The 15288-nt window shown below is 60.5% G+C and carries 20 protein-coding genes; 6 read left to right on the forward strand and 14 right to left on the reverse strand.

All coding sequences use genetic code 11. From position 1 onward, the window contains the following. Window positions 1-198: 198 nt before the first annotated feature. Window positions 199-921 (reverse strand): monofunctional biosynthetic peptidoglycan transglycosylase, encoded by a 723-nt coding sequence (gene mtgA, locus PFAS1_RS13005; protein ID WP_076029419.1) that lies wholly within the window; start codon window positions 919-921, stop codon window positions 199-201. A 74-nt stretch (window positions 922-995) separates the two neighbouring features. On the opposite strand from mtgA, the gene PFAS1_RS13010 reads away from it, so the two are divergent. From PFAS1_RS13010 to trmB, 4 genes are all read left to right on the forward strand, one after another. Further along, window positions 996-1367 carry a DUF423 domain-containing protein gene (locus PFAS1_RS13010; RefSeq protein ID WP_076029420.1) on the forward strand — a complete coding sequence of 124 codons (372 nt, stop codon included), beginning with the start codon at window positions 996-998 and terminating at the stop codon, window positions 1365-1367. A 90-nt stretch (window positions 1368-1457) separates the two neighbouring features. After that, window positions 1458-1658 carry a sulfur carrier protein ThiS gene (thiS, locus tag PFAS1_RS13015; RefSeq protein ID WP_168185100.1) on the forward strand — a complete coding sequence of 67 codons (201 nt, stop codon included), beginning with the start codon at window positions 1458-1460 and terminating at the stop codon, window positions 1656-1658. Window positions 1659-1718: 60 nt separating this feature from the next. Then, window positions 1719-2513: a thiazole synthase gene (locus PFAS1_RS13020; protein ID WP_008068101.1), complete on the forward strand. Its 795-nt coding sequence runs from the start codon at window positions 1719-1721 to the stop codon at window positions 2511-2513. Between the two features lie 9 nt (window positions 2514-2522). Continuing rightward, window positions 2523-3248 carry a tRNA (guanosine(46)-N7)-methyltransferase TrmB gene (gene trmB / locus PFAS1_RS13025; protein WP_076029421.1) on the forward strand — a complete coding sequence of 242 codons (726 nt, stop codon included), beginning with the start codon at window positions 2523-2525 and terminating at the stop codon, window positions 3246-3248. Window positions 3249-3379: 131 nt separating this feature from the next. Here trmB and PFAS1_RS13030 read toward each other — a convergent pair whose 3' ends face one another. From PFAS1_RS13030 to PFAS1_RS13080, 10 genes are all read right to left on the reverse strand, one after another. Continuing rightward, window positions 3380-3703, reverse strand: coding sequence for a DUF3392 domain-containing protein (locus PFAS1_RS13030; RefSeq protein ID WP_074871666.1), 324 nt, complete (start codon window positions 3701-3703; stop codon window positions 3380-3382). Between the two features lie 22 nt (window positions 3704-3725). Then, entirely contained in the window at window positions 3726-4931 is a 1206-nt protein-coding gene (gene hemW / locus PFAS1_RS13035; protein ID WP_046053676.1) for a radical SAM family heme chaperone HemW, read from the reverse strand. Continuing rightward, window positions 4928-5524 carry an RdgB/HAM1 family non-canonical purine NTP pyrophosphatase gene (gene rdgB / locus PFAS1_RS13040; protein WP_076029422.1) on the reverse strand — a complete coding sequence of 199 codons (597 nt, stop codon included), beginning with the start codon at window positions 5522-5524 and terminating at the stop codon, window positions 4928-4930. Before rdgB ends, hemW begins: the two co-directional genes overlap by 4 nt. Further along, window positions 5521-5955 (reverse strand): DUF4426 domain-containing protein, encoded by a 435-nt coding sequence (locus PFAS1_RS13045; RefSeq protein ID WP_074871661.1) that lies wholly within the window; start codon window positions 5953-5955, stop codon window positions 5521-5523. The genes rdgB and PFAS1_RS13045 overlap by 4 nt, the downstream gene beginning before the upstream one ends. Before the next feature lie 26 nt (window positions 5956-5981). Beyond that, window positions 5982-6602, reverse strand: coding sequence for a methionine biosynthesis protein MetW (metW, locus tag PFAS1_RS13050; RefSeq protein WP_074871659.1), 621 nt, complete (start codon window positions 6600-6602; stop codon window positions 5982-5984). Between the two features lie 7 nt (window positions 6603-6609). After that, a complete protein-coding gene (gene metX / locus PFAS1_RS13055) occupies window positions 6610-7749 on the reverse strand; it encodes a homoserine O-succinyltransferase MetX (RefSeq protein ID WP_076029423.1) in 1140 nt (379 codons plus the stop codon). Window positions 7750-7947: 198 nt separating this feature from the next. Continuing rightward, window positions 7948-8244, reverse strand: coding sequence for a DUF167 domain-containing protein (locus PFAS1_RS13065; protein WP_076029425.1), 297 nt, complete (start codon window positions 8242-8244; stop codon window positions 7948-7950). Next, on the reverse strand, window positions 8244-8831 hold the full coding sequence (locus tag PFAS1_RS13070; protein WP_074871653.1) for a YggT family protein: 588 nt from the start codon (window positions 8829-8831) through the stop codon (window positions 8244-8246). Before PFAS1_RS13070 ends, PFAS1_RS13065 begins: the two co-directional genes overlap by 1 nt. A 24-nt stretch (window positions 8832-8855) precedes the next feature. Further along, on the reverse strand, window positions 8856-9674 hold the full coding sequence (proC, locus tag PFAS1_RS13075) for a pyrroline-5-carboxylate reductase (RefSeq protein ID WP_076029426.1): 819 nt from the start codon (window positions 9672-9674) through the stop codon (window positions 8856-8858). Window positions 9675-9709: 35 nt separating this feature from the next. Next, entirely contained in the window at window positions 9710-10396 is a 687-nt protein-coding gene (locus tag PFAS1_RS13080; protein WP_076029427.1) for a YggS family pyridoxal phosphate-dependent enzyme, read from the reverse strand. Between the two features lie 55 nt (window positions 10397-10451). Here PFAS1_RS13080 and PFAS1_RS13085 point away from each other — a divergent pair, with 55 nt between their 5' ends. Next, a complete protein-coding gene (locus PFAS1_RS13085) occupies window positions 10452-11486 on the forward strand; it encodes a type IV pilus twitching motility protein PilT (protein ID WP_076029428.1) in 1035 nt (344 codons plus the stop codon). A 128-nt stretch (window positions 11487-11614) separates the two neighbouring features. Here the strand turns inward: PFAS1_RS13085 and PFAS1_RS13095 are convergent, their stop codons facing one another. Further along, window positions 11615-12232 carry a C40 family peptidase gene (locus PFAS1_RS13095; RefSeq protein ID WP_076029429.1) on the reverse strand — a complete coding sequence of 206 codons (618 nt, stop codon included), beginning with the start codon at window positions 12230-12232 and terminating at the stop codon, window positions 11615-11617. Between the two features lie 250 nt (window positions 12233-12482). Between PFAS1_RS13095 and PFAS1_RS13100 the strand changes: the two genes are divergently transcribed. Continuing rightward, a complete protein-coding gene (locus PFAS1_RS13100) occupies window positions 12483-12914 on the forward strand; it encodes an NINE protein (RefSeq protein ID WP_076029430.1) in 432 nt (143 codons plus the stop codon). Between the two features lie 101 nt (window positions 12915-13015). On the opposite strand, the gene PFAS1_RS13105 is transcribed toward PFAS1_RS13100, so the two are convergent. Beyond that, window positions 13016-14287 carry a dihydroorotase gene (locus PFAS1_RS13105; protein WP_076029431.1) on the reverse strand — a complete coding sequence of 424 codons (1272 nt, stop codon included), beginning with the start codon at window positions 14285-14287 and terminating at the stop codon, window positions 13016-13018. Further along, window positions 14284-15288, reverse strand: coding sequence for an aspartate carbamoyltransferase catalytic subunit (locus PFAS1_RS13110; protein ID WP_074871640.1), 1005 nt, complete (start codon window positions 15286-15288; stop codon window positions 14284-14286). Before PFAS1_RS13110 ends, PFAS1_RS13105 begins: the two co-directional genes overlap by 4 nt.

The following is a 15288-nucleotide window of genomic DNA, read 5'->3' on the forward strand; positions in this document are numbered from 1 at the left end:
TATAAAAAAACGCCCCGATCATTGATCGGGGCGTTTTTGTTTGTGTCCGATATTTCCGAATCACCACAAAGCCAATGTGGGAGCGGGCTTGCTCGCGAATGCGTCGTGCCAGTCGATATCAATGCCGAATGATCAACCGCATTCGCGAGCAAGCCCGCTCCCACAGGAGATTTTCGGTGTTCATGAGGATGTGATCGGCTACTGAGACCAAGGCGCCCGGCGCGAATCGTTGATGCCAACCAGATAGCTGTCGCCACCAAGCTGACTCATCTGCTGCCGAATCCACCCGGCTCGCCGTGCGACGTAGTTAGTCGGATGACTGGCGCTCCAAACCCGCGGGTTAGGCAGCGCCGCAGCCAGCAAACTGGCCTGCTGCCGGGACAGCGAGCGAGCGCCGACGCCAAAGTGATGCCTGGCGGCTGCTTCAGCGCCAAACACACCGTCATCCCACTCAACGCTGTTGAGGTACACCTCAAGAATTCGCTGCTTGGGCCAGAACACTTCGATCAGCCCGGTAAACCAGGCTTCCAGGCCTTTGCGTAACCAGCTGCGGCCGGACCACAGAAACAGATTCTTCGAGACCTGTTGGCTCAAGGTGCTGGCGCCGCGAATCGTTCCGCCGAGTTCGTTGTGGGCCAGTGCGGCCTGGATCGCGCCAAAGTCAAAACCCCAATGCTCCGGGAATTTCTGATCTTCGCCGGCAATCACCGCGACTTTCAGGTCATCGGAGATTTCATCCCAGGGTTTCCAGGTGCGTTGCAGGTCGATGGGCTCGCCGTCGAACCAGGATTCGACCTTGCGCTCGACCATCAACGCCGTTCCCGGTGGCGGTACCACGCGAAAGATCAGCACCAGCAATACGCTGCCACCCGCGAACCAGAGCAGGGCCTTCGTGAATCGTCGCAAAATTAAACGCAGCATAGAGATGGCTTGGCCGAACCCGTTGAGCGGGCCATTATACAGACCCTGTGGATCGAGTCTGACTGGAGTTCTTCATGCTGCGTGGCTTTCTGATGCTGGCCGCTTTTTTCGGCTTCACCGGCGTTGCCCTTGGCGCGTTCGCCGCCCACGGCTTGAAAAGCCGCCTGACACCCGAGTACCTGGCGATTTTCCATACCGGCGTCACCTATCAGTTGGTGCACACCTTGGCACTGCTGGGCGTTGCGCTGCTGGCCACGCAGGTTCCCGGTCGCCTGATCACATGGGCGGGTGCATCGTTCGTCGTCGGCATCCTGTTGTTTTCCGGCAGTCTGTACCTGTTGACCATGACCGGCGTCAGCAAGCTAGGGATCATCACCCCTTTCGGCGGCCTGGCATTTCTGGTCGGCTGGTTGTGCCTGGGGCTTGCCGCCTGGCGGTTGAGCTGACCGGGCAGTCCATTTCATGACGAATGGCTTGGGTCGCCAAGACTGATCGGGCTAGAATGCCAGCCCCTAAAAATGATGGCGGCATTCGGCATGCGCATTCAGTTGAACGGCGAATCCCTTGAACTGCCCGACGGTGAAACCGTTGCGGCCCTGCTGACCCGTCTGGAACTGACCGGACGCCGGGTGGCGGTGGAACTCAATCTGGATATCGTCCCGCGCAGCCAGCACGCAGAAACCACGCTGAACGACGGCGATTGCGTCGAAGTGGTACACGCCATCGGCGGCGGCTAGCCGTCCGGCCCTCAAGGGCACAGAATTCTGCAAGAACCTCACCCCTACAGAGGATTTCCCATGAGCATCGTTCGTAGCGACAAGCCCTTCGTCCTGGCCGGTCGTACTTACCAGTCACGTTTGCTGGTAGGTACCGGCAAGTACCGCGACATGGAAGAAACCCGCCTGGCCATCGAAGCCTCGGGTGCCGAGATCGTCACCTTCGCCGTGCGCCGCACCAACCTCGGCCAGAACCCGGGCGAACCGAACCTGCTCGAAGTCCTGTCGCCGGATCGCTACACCTTCTTGCCTAACACTGCCGGTTGCTTTGACGCTACCGAGGCTGTGCGCACCTGCCGCCTGGCTCGTGAACTGCTCGGCGGCCACAACCTGGTGAAGCTGGAAGTGCTGGCGGACCAGAAAACCCTGTTCCCCAACGTGATCGAAACCCTCAAGGCCGCCGAAGTGCTGGTCAAGGAAGGCTTCGACGTGATGGTCTACACCAGCGATGACCCGATCATCGCCCGTCAACTGGCGGAAATCGGCGTTATCGCGGTGATGCCACTGGCCGGTCTGATCGGTACAGGCCTGGGGATCTGCAACCCGTACAACCTGCAGATCATCCTCGAAGAAGCCAAGATTCCTGTGCTGGTGGATGCCGGTGTCGGTACTGCTTCCGACGCCACCATTGCCATGGAACTGGGTTGCGAAGCGGTGCTGATGAACTCGGCCATCGCCCACGCCCAGCAGCCGATCATGATGGCTGAAGCCATGAAACACGCCATCGTTGCAGGTCGCTTGGCCTACCTCGCCGGCCGCATGCCGAAAAAACTCTATGCCAGCGCCTCCTCGCCGCTGGATGGTCTGATCAAGTAAGAGCCATTGATGACTGAATCAAACGACACGCCAATCCAGACGGAAGAAAGCGACGAGCGCCAACACCGCCGCATCAAGAGCTTCGTGATGCGCGCCGGTCGCATGACCGAAGGCCAGCAACGCGGTCTGGAACAGGGTACGCCGCTGTTCGTGCTGCCTCTGGCCGACGCGCCGGTGGACTTCGACCAAGTGTTCGGTCGCTCGGCACCGCGATCCCTGGAAATCGGTTTTGGCATGGGCCATTCGCTGCTGGAAATGGCCGCGGCCTCGCCGGAGCAGGATTTCATCGGCGTGGAAGTGCACCGTCCGGGTGTTGGCGCGCTGCTCAATGGCGTGCTGACTCAGGGCCTGACCAACCTGCGGGTCTACGATTGCGACGCGATCGAAGTACTCAACCGTTGCATCGCCGACAACAGCCTCGATCGCCTGATGCTGTTTTTCCCGGACCCGTGGCACAAGAGCCGTCACCACAAGCGCCGTATCGTTCAGGCGTCTTTCGCTGAGCTGGTGCGCAGCAAGTTGAAGGTCGGCGGTGTGCTGCACATGGCCACCGACTGGGAACCGTACGCCGAGTACATGCTGGAAGTGATGAACGTTGCGCCGGGTTATCGCAACCTGGCCGAAGACGGCAAATGCGTCCCGCGCCCGACCGAGCGCCCGATCACCAAGTTCGAACGCCGCGGCGAACGTCTTGGGCATGGCGTGTGGGACCTGAAGTTCGAAAAACAGTCTTAAGCCCTACGCAATACCAAATGTGGGAGCGGGCTTGCTCGCGAAAGCGGTGTGTCATTCAACTTTAATGTCGACTGACACGACGCCTTCGCGAGCAAGCCCGCTCCCACATTTGTTTTGTGTTGTCGGTGAAGTCAGCGGCGGTCGGCGACGACACCGATGAGCACCAGCACCACCAACAACACCGGTGCCAGGCTGTAGTTGTTGAACTGGCTCAGGCCTTTGATGATCCATGGCGTGGCGTAGATCAGTGCGACGCCGCTGCCGATCATGCACAGCAGGGCCATCAGCGGGACGCGCAAGGCGCCGGCGATGCTGCCCAAGCGTGCGTCGACCCAGCTTTTGATATCCGCGCCAAACAACACCAACAGACAGCCCACCAGGGCCAGTGCGATTTCAGACAGGTTGCTACGGCTCCAGCGGGACGCGGTGGCGAGCAGGTCGAGTATCAAATCCATTCGTTTTCCCTTAAGGCTGAAATCAGCTCAAAAATGTCTGCAGCAAGTCATTGAGGAAGAGTTGTCCGCGCTCGGTGGCCGCCAGACGTGACGGTTCGACCTGCAACAAGCCACTTTGTTCGGCTTCGCGGCGGCCTTCGGCGAGACTTTCCAGGCTCATCCCGGTGCGTTCCGGGTACAGTCGCGATTCCACGCCCTCGGTCAGGCGCAAGGCGTTCATCAGGAACTCGAACGGCATTTCTTCATTGGTCAGGGCTTTCTCCCCGGCCTTGAAGCTTTTGGCCGGGTTGAGGTAGTCCTTCGGCAAGCGGGTCTTCCAGGTGCGGACAATGCGCCCGTCCGGGTGGCTGAGCTTGCCGTGAGCCCCGGCACCGATGCCGATGAAGTCGCCGAAACTCCAGTAATTGAGGTTATGCCGCGCCGGACGGCCGGGCTGGGCATACGCCGAGACTTCGTATTGCGCGTAACCGTGCTCGGCCAACAGCGCCTGGCCGGCTTCCTGAATGTCCCACAGCGTGTCGTCTTCCGGCAGCGTTGGCGGCTGGTTCCAGAACACCGTGTTGGGCTCCAGGGTCAGCTGATACCAGGACAAGTGGGTCGGCTTCAAGGCGATGGCCTGGCGCAGGTCGCTCAGGGCGTCGTCCAGGGACTGATCGGGCAAACCGTGCATCAGGTCCAGATTGAAGTTGTCGAACCCGGCCTGACGGGCCATGCCGGCGGCACGTACCGCTTCGTCACCGTTGTGAATCCGCCCCAGCGCTTTGAGTTTTTCTTCCTGAAAGCTCTGGATGCCGATCGACAGGCGATTGATGCCCAGCGCGCGGTAGGCGACGAACTTCTCTTGTTCGAACGTCCCGGGGTTGGCTTCCAGGGTGATTTCGATGTCGCTGGCGAAGGGTATGCGCTGCTCCACGCCTTTGAGCAAACGGCCCAGGGCTTCAGCGCTGAACAGGCTCGGCGTGCCGCCCCCAAAGAAGATTGAACTCAGCTCACGACCATAGACCGCATGCAGGTCCTGGTCGAGGTCGGCCAGTAGCGCGTCCACATACTCTTCTTCCGGCAGCACCGGGCTGGCGGTATGGGAGTTGAAGTCGCAATAAGGGCATTTGCGCACACACCACGGAATGTGGATGTACAACGCCAGGGGCGGCAGCACGGGGAGCGCGGCCCGAGGCGACTGGGCGGCGCCGCCGAAGATCAGCGGCGACGCGGATGAGTCGTGGATCATTTCAGGCCCAGACGCTGGCGCAGCAGATCCATTGCACGGGCGCGGTGGCTGATGAGGTTCTTGTCGCTCGGGCTCAGTTCGGCGCTGGAACATTCACGCTCCGGCACCCAGAACAGCGGATCGTAACCAAAACCGTGTTCGCCGCTGGCCGCTGGCAGGATTCGTCCGTGCCACAAGCCTTCGCAGATAATCGGCAGCGGATCGTCGGCATGACGCACCAGCGCCAGCACACAGACGAACTGGGCGCCGCGTTCGGCTTGCGGCACGTCTTTCAACACATCGAGCAGTTTGGCGTTGTTCGCCGCATCGCCCTGGCCATCAGCATAACGAGCCGAGTAGATACCCGGCGCGCCGCCAAGGAAATCCACTGCCAACCCCGAATCGTCTGCCAACGCAGGCAGACCGGAGATGCGCGCAGCATTGCGGGCCTTGAGGATGGCGTTCTCGACGAATGACAGGCCGGTTTCTTCAGGTTCGACACTGCTGAACTCGCCGATCGAGCGCAGTTGCACCGATTCGCCGAGCATGGCCTGGAGTTCCTTGAGTTTGCCGGCGTTGTGGCTGGCCAGTACGAGTTGCGTGAAATTGATCATTGGCCAGGAAAAAGCTCTTGGTTGAAATTGATGGTGTTGGTTTTGTCGCCGGTTTTGACATCGATCTTGAAAGTGCGGGTTTCCTGCTGATCCACCGGGAACTGGGCGATGTAATAGATAGCGCCTTGTTCAGTGATTTCGCGGAACTTCAGGTTCACGCTTTGGCTGGTGAGGTCTTTGACTGTTCCGCTGACTTGAGCCATCTGCGGTTTGCCGTCCTTGAGCACCGAAACGTTGATCACACCTTGGTTCTTGCTACGGGTGAGCTGCGCGGCCTTGGCAATGTCGGGTGTCAGGAAAGTGGAGTTGAAGGTGTTGTAATGCACCGTCACATCGCCAAACTTTTCCTGTCGGTCACCTTTTATAGTGTCAGCGGCCATGGCCGTGACGCTCAGGCAGGCAGTAAGTACAAACAGCGCTAGACGACCCATGATCATTCTCCTCGAAGTGACGCTGTTCAGACCGCGACCTTGTGGTCTTGCAGCCCGGGGCTGCTGACGCGGTAAATACCGATTTCACCTAATAGATTAGGCCATAGCTTACTGGCCCACCCGTGGCGGTGCTGTTGATCCACGGCAAGCCGATCAATGACCCTGGCTTCACGTTCGCGACATAACGCTTCAAAGTCTGCGAAGGTGCAAAAGTGGATGTTCGGCGTGTTGTACCAGGTGTACGGCAGGAAATCGGACACTGGCATCCGGCCCTTGCTCGCCAGGTACCAGCGGCAGCGCCAGTGACCGAAGTTGGGGAAGGTGATGATGCACTGGCGACCGACGCGCAGCATTTCGTCGAGGATTCTGTCCGGGTAGTGCACGGCTTGCAGCGCCTGGGTCATGACCACGACGTCGAAGCTGTTGCTGGCAAAGTTGCCCAGGCCTTTGTCCAGGTCCTGTTCAATGACGTTGATGCCCTTGGCCACGCACTCGGCGATGTTGTCCGGGTCGTTTTCCAGGCCATAGCCGGTGACTTGCTTGTTGTCGCGCAGCCAGGTCAGCAATTCGCCATCGCCGCAACCGAGGTCGAGCACGCGGCTGCCGGCGGGGATCCATTCCTGGATGATTTCCAGATCAGCTCTCATGGCTTTCTCACAACGTAATGCGGTTCATGTAATTGCTGAAGGCCTGCAAGTAACGCGGGATCGGAATCAGGAAGGCGTCGTGGCCTTGCGGAGCGTCGATCTCGAGGTAGCAGACGTCTTTCTTGGCCGCCATCAACGCGTCCACCAATTCCCGCGAGCGGGCAGGGGAGAAGCGCCAGTCGGTGGTGAAAGACATCACGCAGAACTTGGCCTGGGCGTTGGCGAAGGTTTTCGCCAGGTCATCGTCGAAGTTCGCCGCTGGATCGAAGTAGTCCAGCGCCTTGGTCATCAGCAGGTACGTGTTGGCGTCGAAGCGCCCGGAGAACTCTTCGCCTTGATAGCGCAGGTAGCTTTCGACCTGGAATTCGACGCTGTGGAAGTCGTAGTTGAGCTTTTCGCTCTTCAGGCCACGACCGAATTTCTCACCCATCGAGTCATCGGAGAGGTACGTGATGTGCCCGACCATCCGCGCCAGCATCAAGCCACGCTTGGGAATTACGCCCGCTTCCTGGAACGAACCGCCGTGGAACTCGGGGTCAGTGAGGATCGCCTGGCGCGCCACTTCGTTGAACGCGATGTTCTGCGCCGACAGCTTGGGGGCCGAGGCGATTGCCAGGCAGTGGCGAATGCGGTCGGGGTAGGTGATGCTCCATTGCATCGCCTGCATGCCACCGAGACTGCCGCCAATCACGGCGGCCCATTGGCCAATGCCGAGCAGGTCTGCCAGGCGCGCCTGGCTGTGAACCCAGTCTTCCACGGTCAGTACCGGGAAGTCGGCGCCAAACGGCTTGCCGGTTTCCGGATTGACGCTGCTCGGGCCGGTAGAGCCGTTGCAACCGCCGAGGTTGTTCAGGCTGACCACGAAGAATTTGTGGGTATCAATTGGCTTGCCGGGGCCGATGCAGCTGTCCCACCAACCGGGTTTGCGGTCGTCGGGGCTGTGGAAGCCGGCAGCGTGATGATGACCGGACAGCGCGTGGCAGATCAGCACGGCGTTGCTCGCCGCGGCATTCAGCGTGCCGTAGGTTTCGTAGATCAGGTCATAAGCTGGGAGCGAACGGCCGCAGGCCAAGGCCAGGGGTTCGCTGAAGTGCGCCACTTGCGGCGTCACCAGACCAACAGAATCGGGGGGAAAGGCAGCTGGCATCGACCCTGCTCTCGTTGAAATGAGGCGTAAGTCTAAAGACCGCTGACCCTAGCAGCAAGCTAACTTCCCCACCACTAACGATCGTTCCCACGCTCTGCGTGGGAATGCCTCGCTGGACGCTCTGCGTCCGCTTCGGCTGGGACGCGGAGCGTCCCGGGCTGCATTCCCACGCGGAGCGTGGGAACGATCATGATGCGGTCAGCCTGCCGGGCGCGCCAGATCCGGCAAATCCGGCAGCTTCTTCGGCGAGCAAATCCGCACCCGCTTCTGCCGGTTCAACTCGCCGCTGATCAGACTCACCTGACTCTTGGACACTCCAAACGCCTTGGCCAGAAACGCCATCAAATACGCGTTGGCCTTGCCTTCAACCGGCGGCGCCGTCAGGCGAATCTTCAATCGATCCCCGTGCAGCCCGCAGAAGTCATCGCTGCGGGCTGCCGGTTGCAGGTGACACTCCAGAATCAGGTCGTCACCGTCCCAGCGAAAGTAGCTCATCAGATCAGGCCGAGCAGCCCCTGCGGCATGAGGGCGTAGTACGCAAGGCGTGGGATCAGCCAGCTTTGCAGCAACTGGATCACGATAAACGCGAAGATCGGCGAGATGTCGAGGCCGCCCAGGCTCGGAATGATCCGGCGGAACGGGGCGAGTACCGGTTCAGTAATCTGAGCGACCAGCTCTGCGCCCGGATTGTGGCTCCTTGGGGCGACCCAGGAGAGGATCACACTGATGATCATCGCGTAGAACAGAATGTTCAAAAACAGCGAGAAGATCGCGATCAGCGCCCAAGGCACCAACAGTAGCCAGTCGACCGCGAAGCCCTTGAGCAACAGGATGACGGCGATCAGCAGCATTTGCACGATCAGCGCCAGCACCAGTGACGACATGTCCAACCCGAACATGCTCGGGATGATCCGGCGCAGAGGCTTGAGCAGCGGTTGAGTGGCTTTCACGATGAACTGGCAGAGCGGGTTGTAGAAATTCGCCCGAACCAATTGCAGGATGAAGCGCAACAGCACGATCAGCAGGTACAGGCTGCCCAAGGTTTTGATTATGAAAATGGCAGCGTCGTTGAGTCCGAGCATCATTGATTCCTTTGTAAGAGCTGATTAACGACCCAGTTGCTCGGCCATCTCGGCCGAGCGGTGCGCAGCGGCGCCGAGTGCTTTTTCTACCAGGGCTTCGAAGCCACCGGCCTGGAACGACTTGATCGCCGCTTCCGTGGTGCCCGCAGGCGATGTCACGCGGCGCCGCAATTCCGCAGCGTCGACGTCACTGGCCACGGCCATGTGAGCAGCGCCCAAAGCGGTTTGCAGGGTCAGTTGTGCAGCGATGTCTGCCGGCAGGCCGAGCTTCACGCCGGCGGCGGTCATGGCTTCGATCAGCAGGAAGAAGTACGCCGGGCCCGAGCCGGAAACGGCGGTGACCGCGTCCAGTTGCTGTTCTTCGTCCAGCCACAGTGCGATGCCGACGGCGGACAGCAGTTCTTGTGCCTGTTGGCGTTGTTCGGTGTTCACTTCAGCCGTGGCGAACAAACCGCTCACGCCCTGACGCAGTAGCGCCGGGGTGTTGGGCATGCAACGCACGATCGGTTGGGCGCCGAGCCAGTTGTTCATGCTGGCGCAGGTGATGCCGGCAGCAATCGAGACCACCAGTTGATTGGGCTTGAGGCTTGGGCGAAGCGCTTCGCAGACAGCTTTCATCGCTTGAGGTTTGACCGCCAGTACGACGACATCGGCGCCCTGGATGGCGTCGGCGTTGTCGGCGAATACCTCGATGCCGTGTTCAGCGTTCACGCGAGCGCGGGTTTCGGCGCCCGGATCGCTGGCGCGGATCTGCGCGGCGTCCAGACCTTTGGCGCGCAGGCCGCCGATCAGACTGGCGGCCATGTTGCCGGCACCGATAAAGGCAATACGAGTCTTGCTCATGTCAGGTCCTTATAAAGAGAGGAGTCAGCCATATTTCAAGGCTGACCATAGTCGCGGGCGCCAAACAGGGCCGTACCGATACGGACCCAGGTGGCGCCCATGGCGATGGCCGACTCAAGGTCGTGGCTCATGCCCATGGAAAGTGTGTCGAGCGGCAGGTTCAGGCTGGCTTGCAGGCTTTGTACGGCAGCAAAAGCGGCATCCTGGGCGGCGCGATCTTCGGTCGGCTCGGGGATTGCCATCAGCCCGCGCAGCTTGATGCGCGGCAGTTTGCTGATGGCATCGGCCAAGGCCGGCAGGTCGGCCGGGGTGCAGCCGGACTTGCTGGCTTCACCGCTGACGTTGACCTGGATGCAGATGTTCAGTGGGGGCAACTCGGCAGGACGTTGTTCGGACAGGCGTTGTGCGATTTTCAAACGATCCACGGAATGCACCCAGGCGAAGTGCTCGGCGATAGCGCGAGTCTTGTTCGATTGAATGGGGCCGATGAAGTGCCAGATCAAGGGCAGGTCGGCCAGTTCGAGCTGTTTGCTCAAGGCTTCCTGCAAGTAGTTCTCGCCAAAGTCGCGGAGGCCGGCGGCATACGCTTCGCGCAGGGCCTCGGCCGGCTTGGTCTTGCTCACGGCCAATAGCTGGACGCTGTCTGCGTCGCGCTTTGCGGCAAGGGCGGCAGCGTGGATGCGTGAACTAACCTGAGCGATGTTGTCTGCTATCGTGGACATCAAGAGGCGCCGGCGGCTGAAGGTTCGCGGCATTCTACTGGAATTGAGGAACGCTATGGATATCACTGAGCTGCTGGCTTTCAGCGCGAAACAGGGCGCATCCGACTTGCATCTGTCTGCCGGCCTGCCCCCGATGATTCGGGTCGACGGCGATGTACGGCGCATCAACCTGCCGGCCATGGACCACAAGCAGGTTCAAGCGCTGATCTACGACATCATGAACGACACACAGCGGGTGGACTTCGAGAAGCACCTGGAGACCGACTTCTCCTTCGACGTGCCCGGCGTGGCGCGTTTTCGGGTTAACGCGTTCAACCACAATCGCGGTGCTGGCGCGGTGTTCCGGACCATTCCGTCCAAGGTCCTGAGCATGGAAGACCTCGGTATGGGGGAGGTGTTTCGCAAGATTACCGAAGCGCCGCGGGGGCTGGTGCTGGTGACCGGGCCGACCGGTTCCGGCAAATCCACCACTTTGGCGGCGATGATCGATCATCTGAACAGCCATCGTCATCAGCACATCCTCACCATCGAAGACCCGATCGAGTTCGTCCACGAGTCGCGCAAATGCTTGATCAACCAGCGCGAAGTCCATCGTGATACGCGCAGTTTCGCCACGGCGCTGCGCTCGGCCCTGCGGGAGGACCCGGACGTGATCCTGGTGGGGGAAATGCGCGATCTCGAGACCATTCGCCTGGCGTTGACCGCCGCCGAAACCGGCCACTTGGTATTTGGCACGCTGCACACGACATCGGCGGCGAAAACCATCGACCGGGTGGTGGACGTGTTTCCGGGAGACGAGAAGTCGATGGTTCGTTCGATGCTGTCAGAGTCGTTGCTGGCGGTGGTGTCGCAGACGTTGATCAAGAAGATCGGCGGCGGGCGGATCGCGGCCCACGAAATCATGCTCGGCACGTCAGCGATCCGTAACCTGATCCGCGAAGACAAGGTGGCGCAGATGTACTCGTCGATTCAGACCGGGGGCAACCTGGGGATGCAGACGCTGGATATGTGCTTGAAGGAGCTGGTAAGCAAGGGCTTGATCAGCCGCGAGCATGCGCGGGAGAAAGCGCGCACGCCGGATGGTTTTTGAGGGGGAGTAGATCGTTCCCACGCTCTGCGTGGGAATGCCTCAATGGACGCTCTGCGTCCGCTTCGGCAGGGACGCGGAGCGTCCCGGGCTGCATTCCCACGCAGAGCATGGGAACGATCAGTGCCGGATTAGCGTTGAACAACCTGTAGGGTGTTCTTCTCTTTCGGCATAACCCGCTTGGCCACCACGTAGTGTTTTTCCCAGTATGGTTTCTTCAGGGTGTCGATGCTCACCGACTTGCCACGACGCGGTGCGTGGATGAAGCGGTCGTTGCCCAGGTAGATGGCAACGTGATTGACCCGACGACTCTTGATGTTGAAGAAAATCAGGTCGCCAGGCTTCAGATCCTTGCGATCGACTTTGTCGCCATGACCGCTGGCCATCGCATTGGACGTGCGCGGCAGGTCAAACGTGGCGTCGTTGAACGCGTATTTCACCAGGCCACTGCAGTCGAACCCTTTACTTGGGCTGCTGCCGCCCCAACGGTAGGGTGTACCGAGGACGTTAACGGCGCGGCTCAGCACGTCGCTGCTTTCCTTGCTCGCCATTGGCGGAACAAGGCCGCTTTTGCTGCTCAGTTGAGGAGCGCGTTTTACGGTCTGTTTGTTTTTGCTCGAAGGAGCAGAAACATGGGATTTTTGGGTGTAACCATTAACGTTAGGAAGACGTTGCTCACGATTGGTGGCGTGGGCGGCCAGTGGCATCAAAAGGCAAATGGTTAGCCATGTCTTGAAAAATGGACGCATTAGGCAAGGCTCATATAAGTTAGCGCGCAACTTTATAACAGCTTTTTTGGCCCTTTCGAGGCCGTTGGTCGATTCAACCTTGGGGTCAACGGAACCAAATAAGCTGAAAATAGACGCGATTGTCGGACACAACGCTTGTGCTACAAGGCTTTGACGGGACACAAGGTAGCATTTGCCATACGTCGGCCACCTGTAAAAAAGTCACAAAGATTTAAAGAATATTTATCTATCGTGTGAATCGAGGTCCTTCATGAACACCTATCAACAACCTGTCTCGCAACAAGACACGCACAGCAAGGTGATTGGTTACCTGCTGTGGATTTTCGGTTTTACCGGCGCTCATCGCTTCTATTACGGCAAGCCGGTGACCGGGACGATCTGGTTCTTCACCTTCGGTTTGTTGGGTATCGGTTGGCTGATCGACCTGTTTCTGATCCCTGCCATGGATCGTGAAGCGGACCTGCGTTTTACCGCCGGGCCCATTGAGTACAACGTTGCGTGGATTCTGCTGACGTTTCTTGGGGTTTTTGGCGTACACCGCATGTATCAGGGGAAGTGGATCAGCGGATTGCTGTACCTGGTGACGGGCGGGTTGTTCTTTCTGGGGGTGCTGTATGACTTCTGGACGCTGAATGACCAGGTATCGATTCGCAATGCGCAGAACCGAGGCGCCTTCCAGTAAGCCTTCGCGAGCAAGCCCGCTCCCACATTTGACCGCATTCCTCTGGGGGAACTCGGTCAAATGTGGGGGCGGGCTTGCTCGCGAATGCAGGCAACGCGGTCTTACGCCTGGTGGCTGATGCGTCCATCCACCAAGGTGTAACGCACTACGCCCGGCAGGCTGTGGCCAATGAACGGGCAGTTTTCGCCTTTGGACAGCCAGGTCTCGCCGGCCACGGTCGATGCCGCCGGGTCGAATAGCACGATGTCCGCCGGTCCACCTACCGCCAGTTTGCCCGCCGGCAGGCGCAATGCCTCGGCAGGTCCGGTGCTCAAGCGCGCCAGCAGCGTCGGCAGGTCCAGCAAACCGTCTTCCACCAGCGTCATCGCCAACGGCAGCAGCAGTTCAACGCTGCTGATACCCGGCTCGGTGGCCCCGAACGGCGCCAGTTTGGCATCTCGCTCGTGGGGTTGGTGATGGCTGGAAATCGCCGACACCACTCCCGATTTCACCGCTTCACGCAGGCCATCGCGGTCGGCGCGGGTGCGCAGCGGCGGCTGGACGTGATAGAGGCTGCTGAAATCGATCAGCGCTTCGTCGGTCAGGATCAGCTGATACAGGGCGACATCGGCCGTCACCGGCAGGCCGCGAGCCTGGGCCTGAGCGATCAGGGCCACGCCACGGGCGCTGGTGAGCTGGCTGAAGTGCGCACGCACGCCACTTTGCTCGACCAGCAGTAGATCCCGGGCCAGAGCCACGGTTTCAGCGGTTTCCGGGATGCCCGGCAAACCGAGGAAGCTGGCGGTCGGGCCTTCGTGGGCCAGGCCTCCTTCGGCCAGGTCATGGTCCTGAGAGTTGAAAATCACCGTCAGGTCAAATGTTGCGGCGTATTCCAGCGCCCGGCACAGCGTGCGGGTGTTGCGGAAGTTGTCCAGGCCATTGCCGAAGGCCACGCAACCGGCATCGCGCAAGGCGATCAACTCGGCCAGCTGTTCACCGTCCAGGCCTTTGCTCAGGGCGCCAATCGGGAACACCTTGGTGTTGCCGGCCTCGCGGGCGCGGTCGAGGATCAGTTCGGCCACGGCCGAGGTGTCCAGCACCGGTTTGGTTTTCGGCGGGCAGCACAGGCTGGTGACGCCGCCGGCCGCGGCGGCGCGGGTTTCGCTGACGATTGAACCTTTACGGCTGTAGCCCGGCTCGCGCAGGGCGACGTTCAGGTCAACCAATCCAGGGGCGGCGACCAGGCCTTTGGCGTCGAGGGTGTCGACGGCGACAAAACCGGCGGGCGCGGCGCCAAGGGCAATGATCTTGCAGGCTTCAATATGGACATCGGTAACTTGATCCAGGCCGCTGGCCGGATCGATAACGCGTGCGCCGAGAATGCTGAGCTTCACTGGGCGTTCTCCTGCTCGAATTGGCGCTGGGCTGTTTGCCCGCTCATGGCCATGGACAGCACAGCCATACGAATTGCGATGCCGTAGGTAACCTGGTTGAGGATGACCGAGTGCGGGCCGTCGGCCACCGCCGACTCAATTTCCACCCCACGGTTGATCGGCCCCGGGTGCATGACGATGCAATCCGGTTTGGCCCCGGCCAGGCGCGCGGTGGTCAGGCCGAACAGGCGATAGAACTCACCTTCGCTCGGCAGCAGGCCGCCAGTCATGCGTTCACGCTGCAGGCGCAGCATGATCACCACGTCGACGTCTTTCAGGCCTTCGGTCATGTCGGTGTAGACCTTCACGCCGTACTGCTCGACGCCGATTGGCAGCAGGGTTTTTGGCGCGATCACGCGGATGTCCGGGCAGCCAAGGGTTTTCAGCGCCAGCATGTTCGAGCGCGCCACCCGCGAGTGCAGGATGTCGCCGACGATGGCTACGGAAAGGTTTTCGAAACCGCCCTTGTGCCGACGGATGGTGAGCATGTCGAGCATGCCCTGAGTCGGGTGGGCGTGACGGCCGTCGCCGCCGTTGATGATCGCCACTTGCGGGCAGACATGTTCGGCGATGAAGTGCGCCGCGCCGGAATCACCGTGACGCACAACGAACATGTCGGCGGCCATGGCTTCCAGGTTGCGCAGGGTGTCGAGCAGGGTTTCGCCTTTGCTCGCCGACGACGTGGACACGTTCAGGGTGATCACGTCAGCCGACAGCCGCTGAGCCGCCAGTTCGAAGGTGGTGCGGGTGCGGGTGGAGTTCTCGAAGAACACGTTGCACACGGTCTTGCCGCGCAGCAACGGGACTTTCTTCACCGCCCGTGCGCCGACTTCGAGGAACGAGTCGGCGGTGTCGAGGATTTCCGTCAACAGCTCGCGGCGCAAACCGTCGAGCGATAGGAAGTGGCGCAGCTGGCCCTGATCATTGAGCTGCAGCGGGCGCTTGGTTTCTAGAGGCGTCAT

The sequence above is a fragment of the Pseudomonas frederiksbergensis genome (assembly GCF_001952935.1).
GTDB lineage: Bacteria > Pseudomonadota > Gammaproteobacteria > Pseudomonadales > Pseudomonadaceae > Aquipseudomonas > Aquipseudomonas frederiksbergensis.